Annotated in this window: 12 protein-coding genes; 2 read left to right on the top strand and 10 right to left on the bottom strand. The window is 75.8% G+C overall.

The annotated features are described in order from the left end of the window. Positions 1-7 precede the first annotated feature (7 nt). Complete coding sequence (locus tag D7294_RS19435) at positions 8-1,606, top strand: MFS transporter (protein WP_241562486.1); 1,599 nt, start codon at positions 8-10, stop codon at positions 1,604-1,606. A 52-nt stretch (positions 1,607-1,658) separates the two neighbouring features. Here D7294_RS19435 and gdhA read toward each other — a convergent pair whose 3' ends face one another. The 9 genes from gdhA to ligD all read right to left on the bottom strand — a co-directional run bounded on the left by gdhA (position 1,659) and on the right by ligD (position 10,631). Next, positions 1,659-3,002, bottom strand: coding sequence for an NADP-specific glutamate dehydrogenase (gdhA, locus tag D7294_RS19430; protein ID WP_120681475.1), 1,344 nt, complete (start codon positions 3,000-3,002; stop codon positions 1,659-1,661). A gap of 138 nt (positions 3,003-3,140) precedes the next feature. Next, positions 3,141-4,727, bottom strand: a complete 1,587-nt coding sequence (locus D7294_RS19425) for an aminotransferase class V-fold PLP-dependent enzyme (RefSeq protein WP_194117757.1) — start codon at positions 4,725-4,727, stop codon at positions 3,141-3,143. Between the two features lie 195 nt (positions 4,728-4,922). Beyond that, positions 4,923-6,041, bottom strand: a complete 1,119-nt coding sequence (locus D7294_RS19420) for a serine hydrolase domain-containing protein (protein WP_241562485.1) — start codon at positions 6,039-6,041, stop codon at positions 4,923-4,925. A gap of 2 nt (positions 6,042-6,043) precedes the next feature. Next, on the bottom strand, positions 6,044-6,976 hold the full coding sequence (locus D7294_RS19415; RefSeq protein ID WP_120681473.1) for a DUF6895 family protein: 933 nt from the start codon (positions 6,974-6,976) through the stop codon (positions 6,044-6,046). Next, a complete protein-coding gene (locus D7294_RS19410) occupies positions 6,973-7,677 on the bottom strand; it encodes a hypothetical protein (RefSeq protein ID WP_241562484.1) in 705 nt (234 codons plus the stop codon). The genes D7294_RS19415 and D7294_RS19410 overlap by 4 nt, the downstream gene beginning before the upstream one ends. 84 nt (positions 7,678-7,761) lie before the next feature. Next, complete coding sequence (locus D7294_RS19405; protein ID WP_120681470.1) at positions 7,762-7,950, bottom strand: hypothetical protein; 189 nt, start codon at positions 7,948-7,950, stop codon at positions 7,762-7,764. Between the two features lie 302 nt (positions 7,951-8,252). Beyond that, on the bottom strand, positions 8,253-9,104 hold the full coding sequence (locus D7294_RS19400) for a SigB/SigF/SigG family RNA polymerase sigma factor (RefSeq protein WP_120681622.1): 852 nt from the start codon (positions 9,102-9,104) through the stop codon (positions 8,253-8,255). A 127-nt stretch (positions 9,105-9,231) separates the two neighbouring features. Further along, positions 9,232-9,648, bottom strand: coding sequence for a hypothetical protein (locus D7294_RS19395; protein ID WP_120681468.1), 417 nt, complete (start codon positions 9,646-9,648; stop codon positions 9,232-9,234). Positions 9,649-9,707: 59 nt separating this feature from the next. Next, positions 9,708-10,631, bottom strand: coding sequence for a non-homologous end-joining DNA ligase (gene ligD / locus D7294_RS19390; RefSeq protein ID WP_120681466.1), 924 nt, complete (start codon positions 10,629-10,631; stop codon positions 9,708-9,710). A gap of 206 nt (positions 10,632-10,837) precedes the next feature. On the opposite strand from ligD, the gene D7294_RS19385 reads away from it, so the two are divergent. Further along, entirely contained in the window at positions 10,838-13,180 is a 2,343-nt protein-coding gene (locus D7294_RS19385) for a glycoside hydrolase family 65 protein (RefSeq protein ID WP_120681464.1), read from the top strand. A 93-nt stretch (positions 13,181-13,273) separates the two neighbouring features. Here the strand turns inward: D7294_RS19385 and D7294_RS19380 are convergent, their stop codons facing one another. Continuing rightward, positions 13,274-15,286: an aconitate hydratase gene (locus D7294_RS19380; RefSeq protein ID WP_120681462.1), complete on the bottom strand. Its 2,013-nt coding sequence runs from the start codon at positions 15,284-15,286 to the stop codon at positions 13,274-13,276. Between the last annotated feature and the right edge of the window lie 147 nt (positions 15,287-15,433).

Below are 15,433 nucleotides of genomic sequence, written 5' to 3'. Positions count from 1 at the left end.
TGCCGGCATGTCGGCCACTCCCTCGATGCCCCCCGATCCCACCGGCCCCCCGGCCCCTTCCGCTCCCTCCGGCCCGCCGCCCCCTCCCAGCCCAGGGGAGGAGGCGGCGGCCGCGCCCGACCCGTACGGGGAACTCGCCCCCCGCCGCCGCACGGTGATCACCCTGGCCCTGCTCGGCTGCGCCTTCCTTGCCCTGCTGGACGGCACCGTGGTCGGCACCGCCCTGCCGCGCATCGTCGAGCAGATCGGCGGCGACGACACCTGGTACGTCTGGCTCGTCACCGCCTACCTGCTCACCTCCTCGGTGAGCGTCCCGGTCTACGGCCGCTTCTCCGACCTGTACGGCCGCCGCCGGCTGCTGCTCGGCGGGCTCGCCGTGTTCCTGGCCGGCTCGCTGGCCTGCGGCCTGTCCGGCTCCATGGCGGAGCTGATCCTCTTCCGCGCGGTGCAGGGTCTTGGCGCCGGAGCCCTCCTCACCCTCGGCATGGCCCTCATCCGCGACCTGTTCCCGCTCTCCCGGCCGGGCGGGCTGATCCGGATGCAGACGGCGATGGGCGCCATGATGGTGCTCGGCATGGTCGGCGGCCCGATCCTCGGCGGCGTGCTGGCCGACCACGCCGGCTGGCGCTGGGCGTTCTGGCTCAACCTCCCCCTCGGCCTGGCCGCCGCGGCCGTCCTCGCCCTCGCGCTCCCCGCCCGCCGCCCCGCCCCGCCGCCCGCGGGCCGCCTCGACACGGCCGGAATCCTCCTGCTCGCCGCCGGCCTCTCCGCGGTGCTGACCGCCCTCAGCCTCAAGGGCAACGCGGACGCCGGCCACCCGCGGCCGTGGACCGACCCCGCCGTCTCCTGCTGCCTCCTCGGGGGCCTCGCGCTGCTCGCGCTGCTCGTCCCGGTCGAGCGGCGCGCGGCCCTCCCGGTCCTCCCGCTGCGGCTGTTCGGCAACCGCAGCTACGCCGCCCTGCTGACCGCCGGCTTCTTCTTCCAGGTCGCCGCGCTGCCCGTGGGCGTCTTCCTGCCGCTGTACTTCCAGTACGTCCGCGGCCACTCCGCCACCGCCTCCGGCCTCCTGCTCCTGCCGCTGCTGGCCGGCATGACGCTGGGCAACCGGCTCACCTCCCTGGCCGTCGTGCGCAGTGGACAGGTCAAGCCCGCGCTGCTGACCGGCGCGGCACTGCTCTGCGCCGGCACCGGCGGCTTCTTCGCGCTGGGCGACGCGACCCCGCCCGCGCTGACCTCCCTGTGGCTGCTGGCCGCGGGCCTGGGCACGGGGCCGGCGATGGGCGGCCTCACCATCGCCACCCAGAACTGCGTCCCGCACGCCGACATGGGCGTCGCCACCGCGTGTTCCGCCCTCGCCAAGCAGATCGGCGGCGCGTTCGGGCTGGCCTGCGCCCAGTCGCTGCTGAGCCGCGAGGGCACCGCGGGGCCCACCGCCTCCGGCATCGGCGGCACCATCGCCTGGAGCGGCACCCTCGCCGCGCTCCTCGCCCTCGCCGCCCTGCTGCCGATGCGCAACCTCCCGGTCGGCAGGCCCCAGGGCCCTCCCGCGGACCGCGGCCCCCGCGGCGCCGCCCCGGCGCCACAGGCGGGCCCGCCCGCCGCCTGAGGCCCGGCGCGCGCCAGGCCCGGCGGGCTCCGGGCCGCCGGGCCTGCGCCCCTCAGATCAGGCCGAGGGACAGCATCGCGTCGGCCACCTTCGTGTAGGCGGCGATGTTCGCGCCGGCGATGTAGTTGCCCGGCATCCCGTACTCCTCGGCCGTCTCCCGGCACCGGGCGTGAATGCCGCGCATGATCTCGCGCAGCCGCCGCTCCGAGTACTCGAACGACCAGGAGTCCCGGGAGGCGTTCTGCTGCATTTCGAGCGCCGAGGTGGCCACCCCGCCCGCGTTGGCCGCCTTGCCGGGCGCGAAGGCCACCCCGGCCTCCAGGAACACCCGGGTGCCCTCGGGCGTCGTCGGCATGTTGGCGCCCTCGCCGACCGCCGTGCAGCCGCCGCGGACCATCTCCTCGGCCTCCTTGCCGGTGATCTCGTTCTGCGTCGCGCAGGGCAGCGCCACCTCGCAGGGCACCTCCCACACCCGGCGGCCCGGGACGTAGACCGCGCCGGAGACCGTCTCCGGGTAGCGGCTCAGGCGCTCCCGGCGCACCTCCTTGATCTCCTTCAGGAGCTCCACGTCCAGCCCCTTCTCGTCGAGGACGTAGCCGTCGGAGTCGGAACAGGCCACGACCGTCGCGCCGAGCTGCCGCGCCTTCTCCATCGCGTACAGGGCGACGTTGCCCGAGCCGGAGACCACCACCCGCTTGCCGTCGAAGGACTCGCCGCGCGCGGCCAGCATCTCCTCCACGAAGAACACGCAGCCGTAGCCGGTGGCCTCGGTGCGCACCTGGGCGCCGCCATAGGGCAGGCCCTTGCCGGTGAGCACCCCCGACTCGTACCTGTTGGTGATCCGCTTGTACTGGCCGAACAGGTAGCCGATCTCCCGGCCGCCGACCCCGATGTCGCCCGCGGGCACGTCCGTGTGCTCGCCGATGTGCCGGTACAGCTCGGTCATGAAGCTCTGGCAGAACCGCATCACCTCGCGGTCCGAGCGCCCCTTGGGGTCGAAGTCGGAGCCGCCCTTCCCGCCGCCGATCGGCAGGCCCGTGAGGGCGTTCTTGAAGATCTGCTCGAAACCGAGGAACTTGATCGTGCCAAGACGCACCGAGGGGTGGAAGCGCAGCCCGCCCTTGTAGGGGCCGAGCGTGCTGTTGAACTCCACCCGGAAGCCGCGGTTGATGTGGATGCGGCCCTGGTCGTCCTCCCAGGGCACCCGGAAGATGATCTGCCGCTCCGGCTCGCAGATCCGCGAGACGATCTTGGCGTCGGTGTACTGCGGATGCTTGCCGAGGACCGGGCCGATGCTCTCCAGCACCTCCCGCACGGCCTGGTGGAACTCGTCCTCGCCGGGATTGCGCGCCAGCACCTCGGCGTACGCGGTCTCGGACTTCTCATGCAGGGGCACGTCTTCCTCCGTCTGCTCCGGGGCCAGCACCGCTGGGCGTGGGACCAGCCGACTGTATACAACGGCCCCCGCCCCGGCCCCTCCGCTCGCGGCGTGCTGCGGCCGACGGCACCCGGCTGCCCCCGCGCCCGGCGCGGGTCAGCAGCCCAGGCGCGGGGCCAGGGGGTCCGGCAGCGGGTGCCGGGCGGCCTGCGCGCAGAGGTCCGCGCAGACCTGCAGCAGCCGGTCCACGTCCGCGGCGTTGCTGGCCGCGCCGAGCGAGGCGCGCACGGCGCCCTGCGCGTGCACCCGCAGCAGCCGCAGGTACCCGTCCACGTCCGAGGGTGCCCCGCGGCCGAGGGCCTGGCGCACCACCTCGGGCGTCATGCCGTTGGCCAGCTCGGCGACGCCCGGGTTGCAGAAGCAGCCGGAGCGCACGTCGACCCCGGCCGCCGCGGCGGCGTCCAGGGCGATCCGCTCGTCGAGGACCGAGCCGTCGGGCCGCAGCAGGTTGAAGGACACGACGGGCCCCCGGTCCCGGAGCCCCTCAGGGCCGAGGACCCGCACCGCGGGCCGCCCGTCCGGGTACCGCAGCGCGGCGAGCCCGTCCAGCAGCCGCCCGGTCAGCGCGGCGGTGTGCCGGGCGATCCAGGGCCGCACCCGCGCCTCGTACCAGGAGACGGCCGCGGTCACGTCGGGCAGCAGGAGGAACGGCAGGGTGCCGTCCTCGAAGCCCTCGGGGGCGGGGGCCCGCAGGTGCCAGTCGGTGTGCGAGGAGGCCGCGAGCACCGTTCCGCCGGCGAACCAGGGCCGGTGCAGCCCGCGCAGCGCCTCCCGCCTGGCCACCAGGCAGCCCACCCCGGAGGGATAGCCGGTGATCTTGTACCAGGACAGCGGCACGAAGTCGGCCGGCACGGCGCCCAGGTCCAGGCGCCCGGTCGGCGCGTACGCCGCCGCGTCGAGCAGGACCCGCCAGCCGCGGCGCTGCGCCTGCGCCACCCAGGACAGCGGGTGGCGCACCCCGCTCGCGTTCGACTGGGCCGGGTAGGCGAACAGCCCCGGGCCGCGGGCCGCGGCGTGCGCGTCCAGCGCTTCCGCCACCCGCCCCCAGTCGGCCCTGAAGTCGGCGCCCAGCGGGACCACCCCGCAGGAGCCGCCCGTCCCGGCCGCGTAACGGCGCATGCCGAGCACCGAGTTGTGGTTGTCCGCCAGCATCACCAGCGGGGTGCGCGACCGGGCCGGCAGGGCCTCGGCCACCAGCCGGATCGCGGCCGTGGCATTGGCGGTGAAGATCACCACGTAGTCCCGCGGGGAGGCCCCGCAGAAGGAGAGCACCGCGGCCCGCGCCTCCTCCAGGGCGCGGTTCGAGGCGGCCGAGGCGGGGTTGGCCGAGTGGGGGTTGCCGAACGGGCCGCGGCCGAGCCGCTCGGCGTGCCCCCGGACCAGCGAGAGCGGCGGCAGGGCGGCGCCGGTGTAGTCCAGGTACGCCTGTCCCGTCGCGTCGAGGTAGGGGAACTCGGCGGCGCGCAGCTCGTCGAGACGACATCGGAACTCCTCCGGCTCCCGGCCGCCCTCCCCTCCGTCCCGGCTCCCCCGGGCGCCGTCCCGCCCGCCGTCGCCCGCTCCGCCGTCGCCCTTCCCGGCGGCGCCGTCCCCGCCGTTGCCCTTCCCGGCGGCGCCGTCCTCGTCCGCGTGCCGCCGTATCCGGCCCCCCGTGGGCCCGCCCTCCGCGACCGCCTCCCGCATCGCCACCACACCTTCCCGCCCGCAACCGGCCGGGAGTTCCGGCCTGAGGAGACCCATACCCTGCGGCCTCCCCCTCCTCTCCGCTCCCCTCTGTCCTCCCCGGCGCTTCCGGCTCGCCCCGGCTCTCTCGGGCTCCCTGGCAGGCCCGCACTCCGGCCCCGCGGCGGCGCGCCGCGGGGCCGGGCCGGGGCGGGCTCAGGACTCGGCGAGGCGGGCCGGGTGCCTGATGAGGTCCCGCAGCAGCAGGTAGCCGGACTGGATGAAGGTGCCGCGCAGGGTCGGCGCGGTGTTGGTGAGGGCCACGAAGGCGACGGCGGGTTCGCGGCTGAAGCCCACCAGCGTGGTGAAGCCGCTGGTGCCGCCGGTGTGGAAGTACACGGTGTGGGTCGGCAGGACGCGCCGCGTCCAGGACAGGCAGGCCGCCGCGGCGTCGGGGGCGGCCGGGCGGGGCCTGAGCACCTCGGCGAGCGCCGTGCGCAGCGGGGAGCCCGGCGGGGCCGCGGCCTCGGGCCGGATCAGCGCGCGCAGGTAGCGCAGCAGGTCCCGCGCCGAGCAGCGCAGGGCCGCGGCCCCGGGCAGCGCCGGGATCTCCCAGGGCCGGCGCGGCCTGCCGTGCCAGTGTCCCGTGGCCTGTCCGGGCGCCGGGCCCGTGGCCGCGTCCTGGAGGCCGAGCGGGTCGAGCACCCGGGCGCGCAGCAGGGTGGGGTAGTCCTGCCCCGCCGCCTCGGCCAGCACCCGGCCCAGCAGGCCGAACCCGAAGTTCGAGTACCGGGTGCGGGTGCCCGGCGGGCGGCGGACGCGGGCCCGCGCCAGGGCGGGCAGAAGCCGCTCGGGGCCGAAGGCCGCGTAGGGGTTGGCGAACCAGCGCGGGAGCGCGGACCGCACCAGCCCCGGCGGCAGGCGCGGCAGCCCGGCGGTGTGGGTGGCCAGGTGCTCCAGGGTGATCCCCGCCCCGAACGGGCCCGCCGGGAGGGCCGCCGCGGGCGATCTCGCGCCGTGCGGGCCGCGCGGCAGTGTTGCCGCAGGCAGGTGCGTGCCCAGCCGGTCGCGCAGCCCCACCTCGCCCCGCGCGGCCATCTCGGCGAGCAGCAGCGCGGTGAACGTCTTGGTGACCGAGCCGATCTCGAAGCCGGTGCGCGCGGTGACCGGCGTCCCGCCCGAGCGGCCGGTGAAGCCGCGGCAGACCGTGACGCCCCCCTCGGGTGCCTCCCCTTCCCCCGGGGCCCAGGCGGCCACGGCCAGGCCCGTGCCCCGGGGGGCGGCGTCGGCGAAGGAGGCCAGCCTGGCGGCCAGGCCGCCGGGTTGTGCGCCCACCGCTACACCGCCGCCGCGGCGCCGCGGTGCCGGGAGACCGCGAGGGCCCCGGCGATGGCGGCCACCACCGTGGTGTGGTGGTGGGCGTGGAATGCCTCGTCCGGGTCCTCGGTCACCGGCTCGCCCGAGCGCGGCATCAGCCCGTCGCCGTGCTGCGCCGCGGCCACCCGCCGCCAGATCTCCGGGTCGCTGCGCGGGTGGGGCAGGCAGGCGTCCACGATGAGCAGTTCGATGACGAGGTCCCAGTCCTTGACCTCGCACCAGATGTCCAGCCACACCGGCAGCCAGGTCTCCAGGTACTCCCTGAGGTGGGCCGGCAGGTCTCCCGGCCTGGCGCCCCAGTCGGTGGCGTGGAAGACGGTGTGGGTCAGGCAGTAGGCCGTCATCCAGTCGATCGCCCAGGGCTCGGGGGTGTGGCCCAGCCAGGTGGCGCCGAGCAGCGCCGGCCAGTCGGCCTCGTCGCCGAGCCCGGCCATCCGGGAGGCGCTCGCCACCGCGAGCCGGCGGTTGGGCACGTGCTCGGTGCCCCGCTGGGAGGTCAGCCCGTGCAGGTGCGTCAGCAGCTCGTGGAGCCGCCGGTGCCGGTAGCCGGACCTGGCCAGGGGGCCGTAGACCTCCAGCGGGTCCGTCATCGCCGGGAACTGCACCTGGCGTTCGTAGAGCAGGTCGCCGTTGCCCAGCTGGCTCCAGCAGAAGTCGAGCAGCTCCCTGGCGAGCCGCTGTTCCGCGGGGGAGGCGAGGCCCTCGCGCAGCAGGAGGGAGGCGGCGAGCGCGCTCTCGCCCAGCGACTTGTAGGTGCTGTTGGGGTCGGTCAGGTCGGCCGTGGTCTCGGCCGGGAACCGGCCGCGCTCGCGGTTGTGGTGCAGCCAGCCGAGCGCCCGGGTGGCCATGGTGTGCGCGAGCCGCGCCACCGGCTCGGCGACCGGCTCGGTCATCCCGTCCTTCCCTCCCGCCCGGCCAGGAGGCGGCGGGCGATCTCGATGTCGAGCGCGACGCGGGCGCCGCTGCCGCCGCACAGCTCCAGGTGGCGTAGGGCGGTGGCGACGTCGAGCGGGCGGCGGGCGCCGCGGCCGGCGAGCGCGGCCCAGCGCGCCAGGCGCGCGGCGGTGGTGTGGTCGCGGCGCAGCAGGGAGCGGGCGAGGCCCCGGCAGGCCGTCAGCAGGTGGGCGGCGGGCGGCTCGGTGAACGGGCCCGGCAGGCCGGGCAGCGTGAGCGGCGCCAGCCGCGCCAGCGTTCTGGCTCCCTCGCGCCAGGGCCGCGAGGCGACCCGGACGGGTGGCGGGGCGGCGCCCGGCGGCTCGCCGCCGTGCCTGGCGAGCAGCGTGGCGGCGGCGTGGTCCCGCCAGGCCACCTCCTCGCCGTCCTGGGGGAGGGGAGGGAAGACGCGGAACGCCTCGGTCACGGCGTCGCGGTCGGCGGCGCCGAACGGGGCTCCGGTCAGCAGGAGCGGGGCGAACACGTCAGGCCCCAGCACCCGCACTGCGGCCAGCGCCGCCTTCGTGTCCGCGGCCCCGGCCAGGAAGGCCCCGGGACCCGGCGGTTCCTGGGTGCCCTTGAGGGCACCCAGGACATGCCGGGCCAGAGCCTCGGCCGCGGCGGCGAAGTCCGCCTGCGGCGAGGCGTCCGGATACGACATGCGTTGCTCACCTTCTGTCCGCGATGACGGGGGGACGGACGCGGGAAGCCGCCCGGGGCGTGAGCCCTGCGCCTCCCGCGGGCGTCACTTGTCGCGCGGCTCGGAAGGCTGCTTCGGGGAGGCCAGGATGAGGAGCAGGGCCAGCCCGGCCGCCTGCGGCGCGTACACGGGGGCGCCGCTGATCTCGGTCTCCGGCGCGTCGGCGAGGGCGGTGAGGGCGGCGCGCTCTGCGGCCACCGCTGGGGTGAGACGGGTGAGTGCCTGAACGGACATCGTGCCTCCAAGAAGGACGTCCGCGCCCGGGGCGGGCGGGACCGACCGGCGCCACGCGGCGAATCCGCGTGGCGGATGCTCGGCGCGGGTGGCGCGCCCGCATCGCCGGACACCATGCCCCGGCCCCTTTCCCGGCAGACATTCGCCATCAAATCCCGCTCATTCGGGTGTGATTGGTCAAGATGGCGCCACCTGGCTTCACCCGCAGGGGGCTTGTGCCCCGGTGCGCCGGCCGAAGCGGGGAAGCGGCCGGTGCCCGCCCCCGCGGGCGGGCACCGGCCCGCGGCGCGGGCGCGTCCGGCTCAGTGCCTGGCCCGGGCGGGCGCCGCCGGCCCGGGGCGCCGGCGCGCCGCCGGGCGGCCGGACTCGACCTGCTTGCGCAGCCTCGTGCAGGTCCTGGTCAGCAGCCGCGAGACGTGCATCTGCGAGATCCCGAGCTGCTCGCCGATCTGACGCTGCGTCATGTCACGGAAGTACCTCAGGTACAGGATGCGCTGCTCCCGCTCGGGCAGCTGACGCAGCCTGCGCCGCACCGACTCCCGCTCCACCACCCGGTCGAATCCGGGCTCCGCGTCCCCCAGCGTGTCCAGCAGCGAGTAGCCGCTGTCCGAGTCGGTCAGCTCCGCGTCCAGCGAGAGCACCGCGTAACTGTCCAGCGCCGCAAGGCCGGTGCGCACCTCGGCCGGGGTGAGGCCGGTGCGCTCGGCCAGCTGCGCCACGTCGGGGGACTTCCCGTCGATGGAGTGCGACAGCTCGTGGTGCGCCCGGCGCACCCGGTTGCGCAGCTCCTGCACGTGGCGCGGCACGTGCACCCCCCACAGGTGGTCCCGGAAGTGCCGCTTCACCTCGCCGACGATCGTCGGCACGGCGTAGCTCTCGAACGCCGTCCCCATCCGGGGATCGAACCTGGCGACCGCCTTGACGAGTCCGAGCTGGGCCACCTGCTCCAGGTCCTCCAGGCTCTCGCCGCGGTTGCGGAACTGCCGGGCGAGCCGGGAGGCCATCGGCATCCAGGCGCAGACGATCTCCTTCCGCAGGGCCTCGCGTTCCGGCCCGTCGGGAAGTGACGCGGCCCTGCGGAAGGCGGCATCGGTGTCGGGCCTGTCGTGGTGACGGTGACGGCGGCGCGTCGTCGGCACGGGTCCAGTGGGCATGAACTCCACGCTCCCTCTCAGGTGATCGACCGATTCACCCTCGGGAGCAGGGCTCAGGCCGCACCACTCCCAGGGTGCGTGCCTGCAGTCCGAAGCACGTCGAGTCGCATGCCCGGCCCGATGGCCCTCAAACGCCCTTGCGCAGCACGTTTTTCCGGGCGTCCTCCCGGTCCTGTGCCGCCGCGGGCCCCGGCCCCACGCCCAGCGCCTCCTCCAGGTCGTGAATGCGGCGCCGCAGGTCCTCGGCCCTGCGCTCCCGTTCCGCCTCCGTCGCCGGCGGGCGCGCCGTGATGACGAACCGCGCGAAGCGGTGGGCGAGATGGGAGGGCAGGCTCAGCGGCCAGAGCAGGCCGAAGAGGAAGGCGCCGGTGGCCGTGCTGGCCCGGTCGTTGTCCTCGAAACGCCGCACCGGATCGCCGTCCACGGGCCGGCTCGCCTCGGTCTGAATGATTCTGGAGCGCTGGACTCCGTAGGCCAGCCGTGCCGTGGCGAGCGCGCACAGCAGATAGCCGCCCAGGCCGCAGAACAGACCCCAGACAGGCATGAGAGGACACCCCTTTCGTGTCGTCTCGCCCCGTGAAGCGCCCGGCGTTCCACGGGGATTCACTCGGGTTCGAGTTCGGCCAGGCGCCGCCGCGCCGGGCCGAGGGAGCGGCGGTCGCGTCCCAGGCCGGCCCAGGGGTCGGGGCAGTCGGCCAGGCGCCCGGGCAGCGAACGCAGCGTCCAGTGCCGCGGCCCCACCCGCTCGTCCGCGAGTTCCTCCCAGTGGAGGGGCGTCGCCACCGGGGCGTGCGGCCTGGCACGCACCGCGTAGGGGGCGACTCCCGTCTGCGCGTAGGCGTTGCGCTGGGTGTCCAGGTAGAGGCGGCCACGCCGCCGGTCCTTGCGCGGTTCCGTCGTGAGGCGGTCGGGGTGGCGGCGGGCGAGCGCGCCGGCCGCCGCCCGGGCGAAGGCGCGCACCCCGTCGTGGTCCTCCTCCCGCCGCAGCGGGACGAGCAGGTGCAGTCCGCGGGAGCCCGTGGTCATCACGGCCGGGCGCAGGCCGAGTTCCACGAGGAGGTCCCGCATCGCGAACGCGGCCCAGCGCACCAGGCCGAAGTCGTCCCCCGGCGGGTCCAGGTCGAAGATCAGCCGGTCGGGCCGCTCCGGCCGGTCCAGGCGGCTGAGCCACGGATGCAGGGTGATCGCCGCCTGCGCCGCCAGGTAGGCGAGCGTCGCGGTGTCCTTGCAGACCACCATGGTCAGCGTGCCGTCCTTCTTGGCGACCTCGGCGCGCGCGATCCAGCCGGGGAAGTGACCCGGCACCCGCTTGGTGAAGAACGCCTCGCCCGCCAGCCCGTCGGGCCTGCGCTCCAGGCTCAGCGGCCGGCCGCGCAGGTGCGGCAGCATGCGGGGGGCCACCGCACGGTAGTGGGCCACCAGGTCCGCCTTGGTGATCCCGTCCTGCGGGAACAGCTCCTTGCCCGGCCGGGTCACCCGCACCCGGTGCCCGGAGAGGCGCAGGACCTCGGCGCGTTCCGCGGCCATCACCCGGCCCCCTCTCCGCCCGTGCCGGTCCCTCGTTCGCTCACGGTCACACCTCCCGACGGCCTCCCCGGGTGCCCCCGCCCCCGGGGAGGGAAACCGCCCGGCGGCGCCCGGTGACGGAGCCGGGGGCGACCCGGTTCGACGCGGCGCTCACGGGTACCCGGCGGGGTGACCGCTTGCCATCGACCCACGCCGGGGAGTAGCCGATGATCTCCCACCCCCAGTACCTGACCGAGCCGTGGGCGCTCCGCGAGAGCGGCCTCGACCTGGACGTCCTGCCGCAGAGCGAGTCGCTGTTCGCGCTGTCCAACGGGCACCTGGGCTGGCGCGGCAACCTGGACGAGGGGGAGCCGGGCGCCCTGCCGGGCAGCTACCTGGGCGGCGTGCACGAGCTGCGCGCGCTGCCCTACGCCGAGGCCCGCTACGGCAGCCCGGAGACCGGGCAGACCCTCGTCGACGTCACCAACGGGAAGCTCGTGCGGCTCCTCGTCGACGACGAGCCCTTCGACATCCGCCTCGGCAGGCTGCACCGCCACGAGCGGACCCTCGACCTGCGCGCGGGCCTGCTGCGCCGCACCGCGGACTGGACCTCACCGGCGGGCACCCGGGTCCTGGTGCGCTCCACCCGGCTGGTCTCGCTCGGGCAGCGGGCCATCGGCGCCGTCTCCTTCGAGGTCGAGCCGGTCGACGCCGAGGCCAGGGTGGTCGTGCAGTCGGAGCTGCTGGCCAACGAGCCGCTGCCGCCTCAGGACGGCTCCGACCCCCGTTCCGGCGCCCTCATCCCCGACCCGCTGCTCGCCCTGCGGCACGACGCCGACGGGGGCAGGCTGCGGCTGATCCACCGCACCAGGCGCAGCGCGCTCACGGTCGCCGCCGCCTGCGGGCACGAGGTGACGGGCCCCGCGGGCACGCGCAGCCACGCGGAGGCCGAACCGGACCTGGCCAGGTTCACCACCGTCGCCAGGCTGCGCCGCGGGGAGCGGCTCCGGGTGCGCAAGACCGTCGCCCACGCCTGGTCGGCCACCCGTTCGTGCGCCGGGCTGCGCGCCGAGGTGGACGCCGCCCTCGCCGCGGCGGAGGCGACCGGCTGGGAGGGGCTGCTGGCCGAGCAGCGCGCGTGCCTTGACGCGTTCTGGGAGCGTGCGGACGTGCGGCTGACCGGCGCGGACGAGCTGCAGCACGCGGTGCGCTACGCGCTCTTCCAGGCGGCGGTACGCACCGAGGAGCAGCCCATCTCGGTGAAGGGCCTGACCGGCGTCGGCTACGAGGGCCACTGCATGTGGGACACCGAGACCTTCGTGCTGCCCGTGCTGACCTACACCTGCCCCGAGGCCGCGGCCCAGGAGCTGCGCTGGCGGCACCGCACGCTGCCCCAGGCGATCGAGCGGGCGCGCCAGTTCGGGCTGCGCGGCGCGGCGTTCCCCTGGCGGACCATCGCCGGGCAGGAGAGTTCGGCCTACTGGCCGGCCGGCACCGCCGCCTTCCACGTGAACGCCGCGATCGCCGAGGCCGCCGAGCGCTACACGGCCTGCACCGGCGACACCGAGTTCGAACGGGAGGCCGGGGTCGAGCTGCTGGTCGGGACGGCCAGGCTGTGGGAATCGCTGGGGCACACCGGCCCCGACGGCGCCTTCCACCTCGACGGGGTCACCGGCCCCGACGAGTACAGCGCGGTCGCCGACGACAACGTCTACACCAACCTCATGGCCCGGGCGAACCTCGGCGCGGCCGCCGAGGCCGCCGACCGGCACCCCGACCTGGCGCGCGGCCTGGACGTGCGGCCTGAGGAGATCGCCCGCTGGCGCTCGGCCGCCGACCGGATGGCGCTGCCGTACAACGCCGAGCTCGGGGTGCACGAGCAGTCCGCGGGCTTCACCCGGCACCAGCGGTGGGACTTCGCGCACACCGGCCCGGAGGAGTACCCGCTGATGCTGCACCACCCCTACTTCGACCTCTACCGCAAACAGGTCGTCAAGCAGGCCGACCTGGTGCTGGCCCTGTTCCTGCGCGGGGAGGCGTTCACCGAGCAGGAGAAGGCCCGCGACTTCGCGTACTACGAGCCGCTCACCGTGCGGGACTCCTCGCTCTCCGCCTGCTGCCAGGCGATCGTGGCGGCCGAGACCGGGCACCTCGGACTCGCCGTCGACCACCTGTTCGAGTCGGCGGCCATCGACCTGGAGGACCTGGAGAAGAACACCCGCGACGGCCTGCACCTGGCCTCCCTCGCCGGGGTGTGGCTGGCCCTGGTCGCCGGGTTCGGCGGGCTGCGCCGCCGCGGCCGGGAGCTGCACTTCGCGCCGCGGCTGGCCGAGCCCCTGACCGAACTCGGCTTCCGGCTCTCGGCCTTCGGCCGCCGGATCACCGTGGACCTCACCCCGGACGCCGCCACCTACACCCTCGTCGCAGGCCAGGCGCTCGGCATCAGGCACCACGGAAAGCCCCTCACCCTGGAGCCGGGGACGCCGGTCACCCGGGAGATCCCGCAGCAGCCCCCGCGGCCGGCGCCCGGCGCGCCCCGGGGACGCGAGCCCCGGCGCGCCCTGCGCTGAGCCGCCGCGCCGCGCCGCACCCGCCGGGCCCGCACCCGCCGGGCCTGCGCCGCCCTTTCCCGGCCCGCGCCCCTACGCCGCCGCGCGCCGCCCCTACGCCGCCGCGCGCCGCCGTTCCCGTGCCGCGAGCGCCTGCACGACCCCGCCGGCCCGCACCGCGGCCCTGCGGTGGGCCGGCAGGCGGTGGCGCAGCGGGTACTCCTCGTTCCGGGTCAGGTTGACGGCCACCACCCGGGGCTCCGCGTCCTCCTCCAGCGCGGCGTGCAGCCCGGTCAGCCGCAGCTCGTCGCCCTGGCGGATGCGGTCGTAGTCCGCCGGGTCGGCGAACTCCAGGGCGAGCACGCCGAAGTTCGCCAGGTTCTGCCAGTGGATGCGCGCGTAGGACTTGGCGATCACCGCCCGCAGGCCGAGGTAGCGCGGCGTGATGGCGGCGTGCTCGCGGGAGGAGCCCTGCCCGTAGTTCTCGCCGCCCACCACGAGGTGCCCGCCGTCCCCGGCCGTGTCGGCGGCCCGGCGCGGGTAGGCCCGGTCGATCCTCGTGAAGGTGAACTCCGCCAGGCGTGGGATGTCGGAGCGGTAGGGCAGGGCCCTGGCGCCGGCCGGCGAGATCTCGTCGGTGGAGACGTTGTCGCCCACCTTCAGCAGCACGGGCGCCCGCAGCGTGTCGGGCAGCGGCTCGAAGCCGGGCAGCGAGGAGATGCCGGGACCGCGGTCGAGCCGCACCCGGGCGGCCTCGCCCGGAGGCAGCGGGGCCTGCAGCATCGTCGTGTTCCGCGACTGGCGCCGCACCAGCTCGCCCCCGGGGTGGCGCATGCCGGTCTCCTCGGCCCAGGCGCGCGGGTCGGTGATCCGGCCGGTCAGCGCCGAGGCCGTCGCCGTCTCCGGCGAGCACAGCCACACGGCGTCCTCCTCGGTGCCGGAACGGCCGGGGAAGTTGCGCGGGAAGGTGCGCAGCGAGTTGCGCCCGGCCGCCGGGGCCTGGCCCATCCCGATGCAGCCGAGGCAGCCCGCCTGGTGCACCCGGGCGCCCGCGGCGATCAGCGCGAGGATCGCCCCCGACTTCGTCAGGTCCTGAAGCGTCTCGCGCGAGGTCGGGTTGACGTCCAGGCTCACCCCCTCGGCCGCCTGCCGCCCCTCGGCCATCGCCGCGGCGATCGCGAAGTCGCGCAGCCCCGGGTTGGCCGAGGAGCCGATCACGGCCTGGTGGACCGGCTCGCCCGCCACCTCCCGCACCGGGACCACATTGCCCGGCGAGGTGGGCCTGGCGATCAGCGGTTCGAGCGCCGACAGGTCGATCTCCTCGGTCAGGTCGTAGCGCGCCCCCGGCCCGGCCACGAGCGGGGTGAAGTCCTCCTCCCTGCCCTCGGCGCGCAGGAAGTCCCGCACCGCCTCGTCCGCGGGGAAGACGGTCGTGGTGGCGCCGAGTTCGGCGCCCATGTTCGCGATGACGTGCCGGTCCATCGCGGTGAGGCAGCCGAGACCCGGCCCGTGGTATTCGAGCACGCGGTTCACCGCGCCCTTGACGCCGTGCCTGCGCAGCATTTCGAGCACCACGTCCTTGGCGCTCACCCAGGGCGGCAGCTCGCCGGTCAGCCTGACCCCCCACACCTGCGGCATCGCGATCCGCAGCGGCTCGCCCGCCATCGCCATGGCCACCTCGACCCCGCCGGTGCCCAGCGCGAGCATCCCCAGCGAACCGGCGGCGCAGGTGTGGGAGTCCGAGCCGGCGAGGGTCTTGCCCGGCACCCCGAAACGCTGCATGTGCACGGGGTGCGAGACGCCGTTGCCCGGCTTGGAGTACCACAGGCCGAAGCGCCGCGCCGCGGAGCGCAGGAAGGCGTGGTCCTCGGCGTTGCGCTCGTCGGACTGCAGGATGTTGTGGTCCACGTACTGGACGCTCACCTCGGTGCGCACCCGGTCCAGGCCGAGCGCCTCCAGCTCCTGCATCACCAGCGTGCCCGTCGCGTCCTGGGTCAGCGTCTGGTCGATGCGCAGCGCGATCTCCCCGCCCGGCTCCATCCGCCCCTCGACGAGGTGGCCCGCGATGAGCCGGTGCGTCACCGTCCCCTGCGCCGCCTCCCGCGCCGCCCTGCCGGTCGCCTCCATGCCGTACCTCCGCCCTTGCGTCCCTCGGCCGCCGATCCGCCCCGAGTACCCAGGCGGCGGCCGGATGACGCGGCGGCCGCCCTCGGTGACCCCGCGCCGCGCCCGGCGGACCGGGGGCCGCAAGCCCCCACGAGGGCGGCCGGGCGG

Origin of the sequence: Streptomyces hoynatensis (assembly GCF_003626535.1) — a bacterium.
In the GTDB taxonomy this organism is placed as follows: Bacteria; Actinomycetota; Actinomycetes; order Streptomycetales; family Streptomycetaceae; genus Streptomyces; species Streptomyces hoynatensis.
This window is presented reverse-complemented; position numbering and strand designations above follow the sequence as displayed.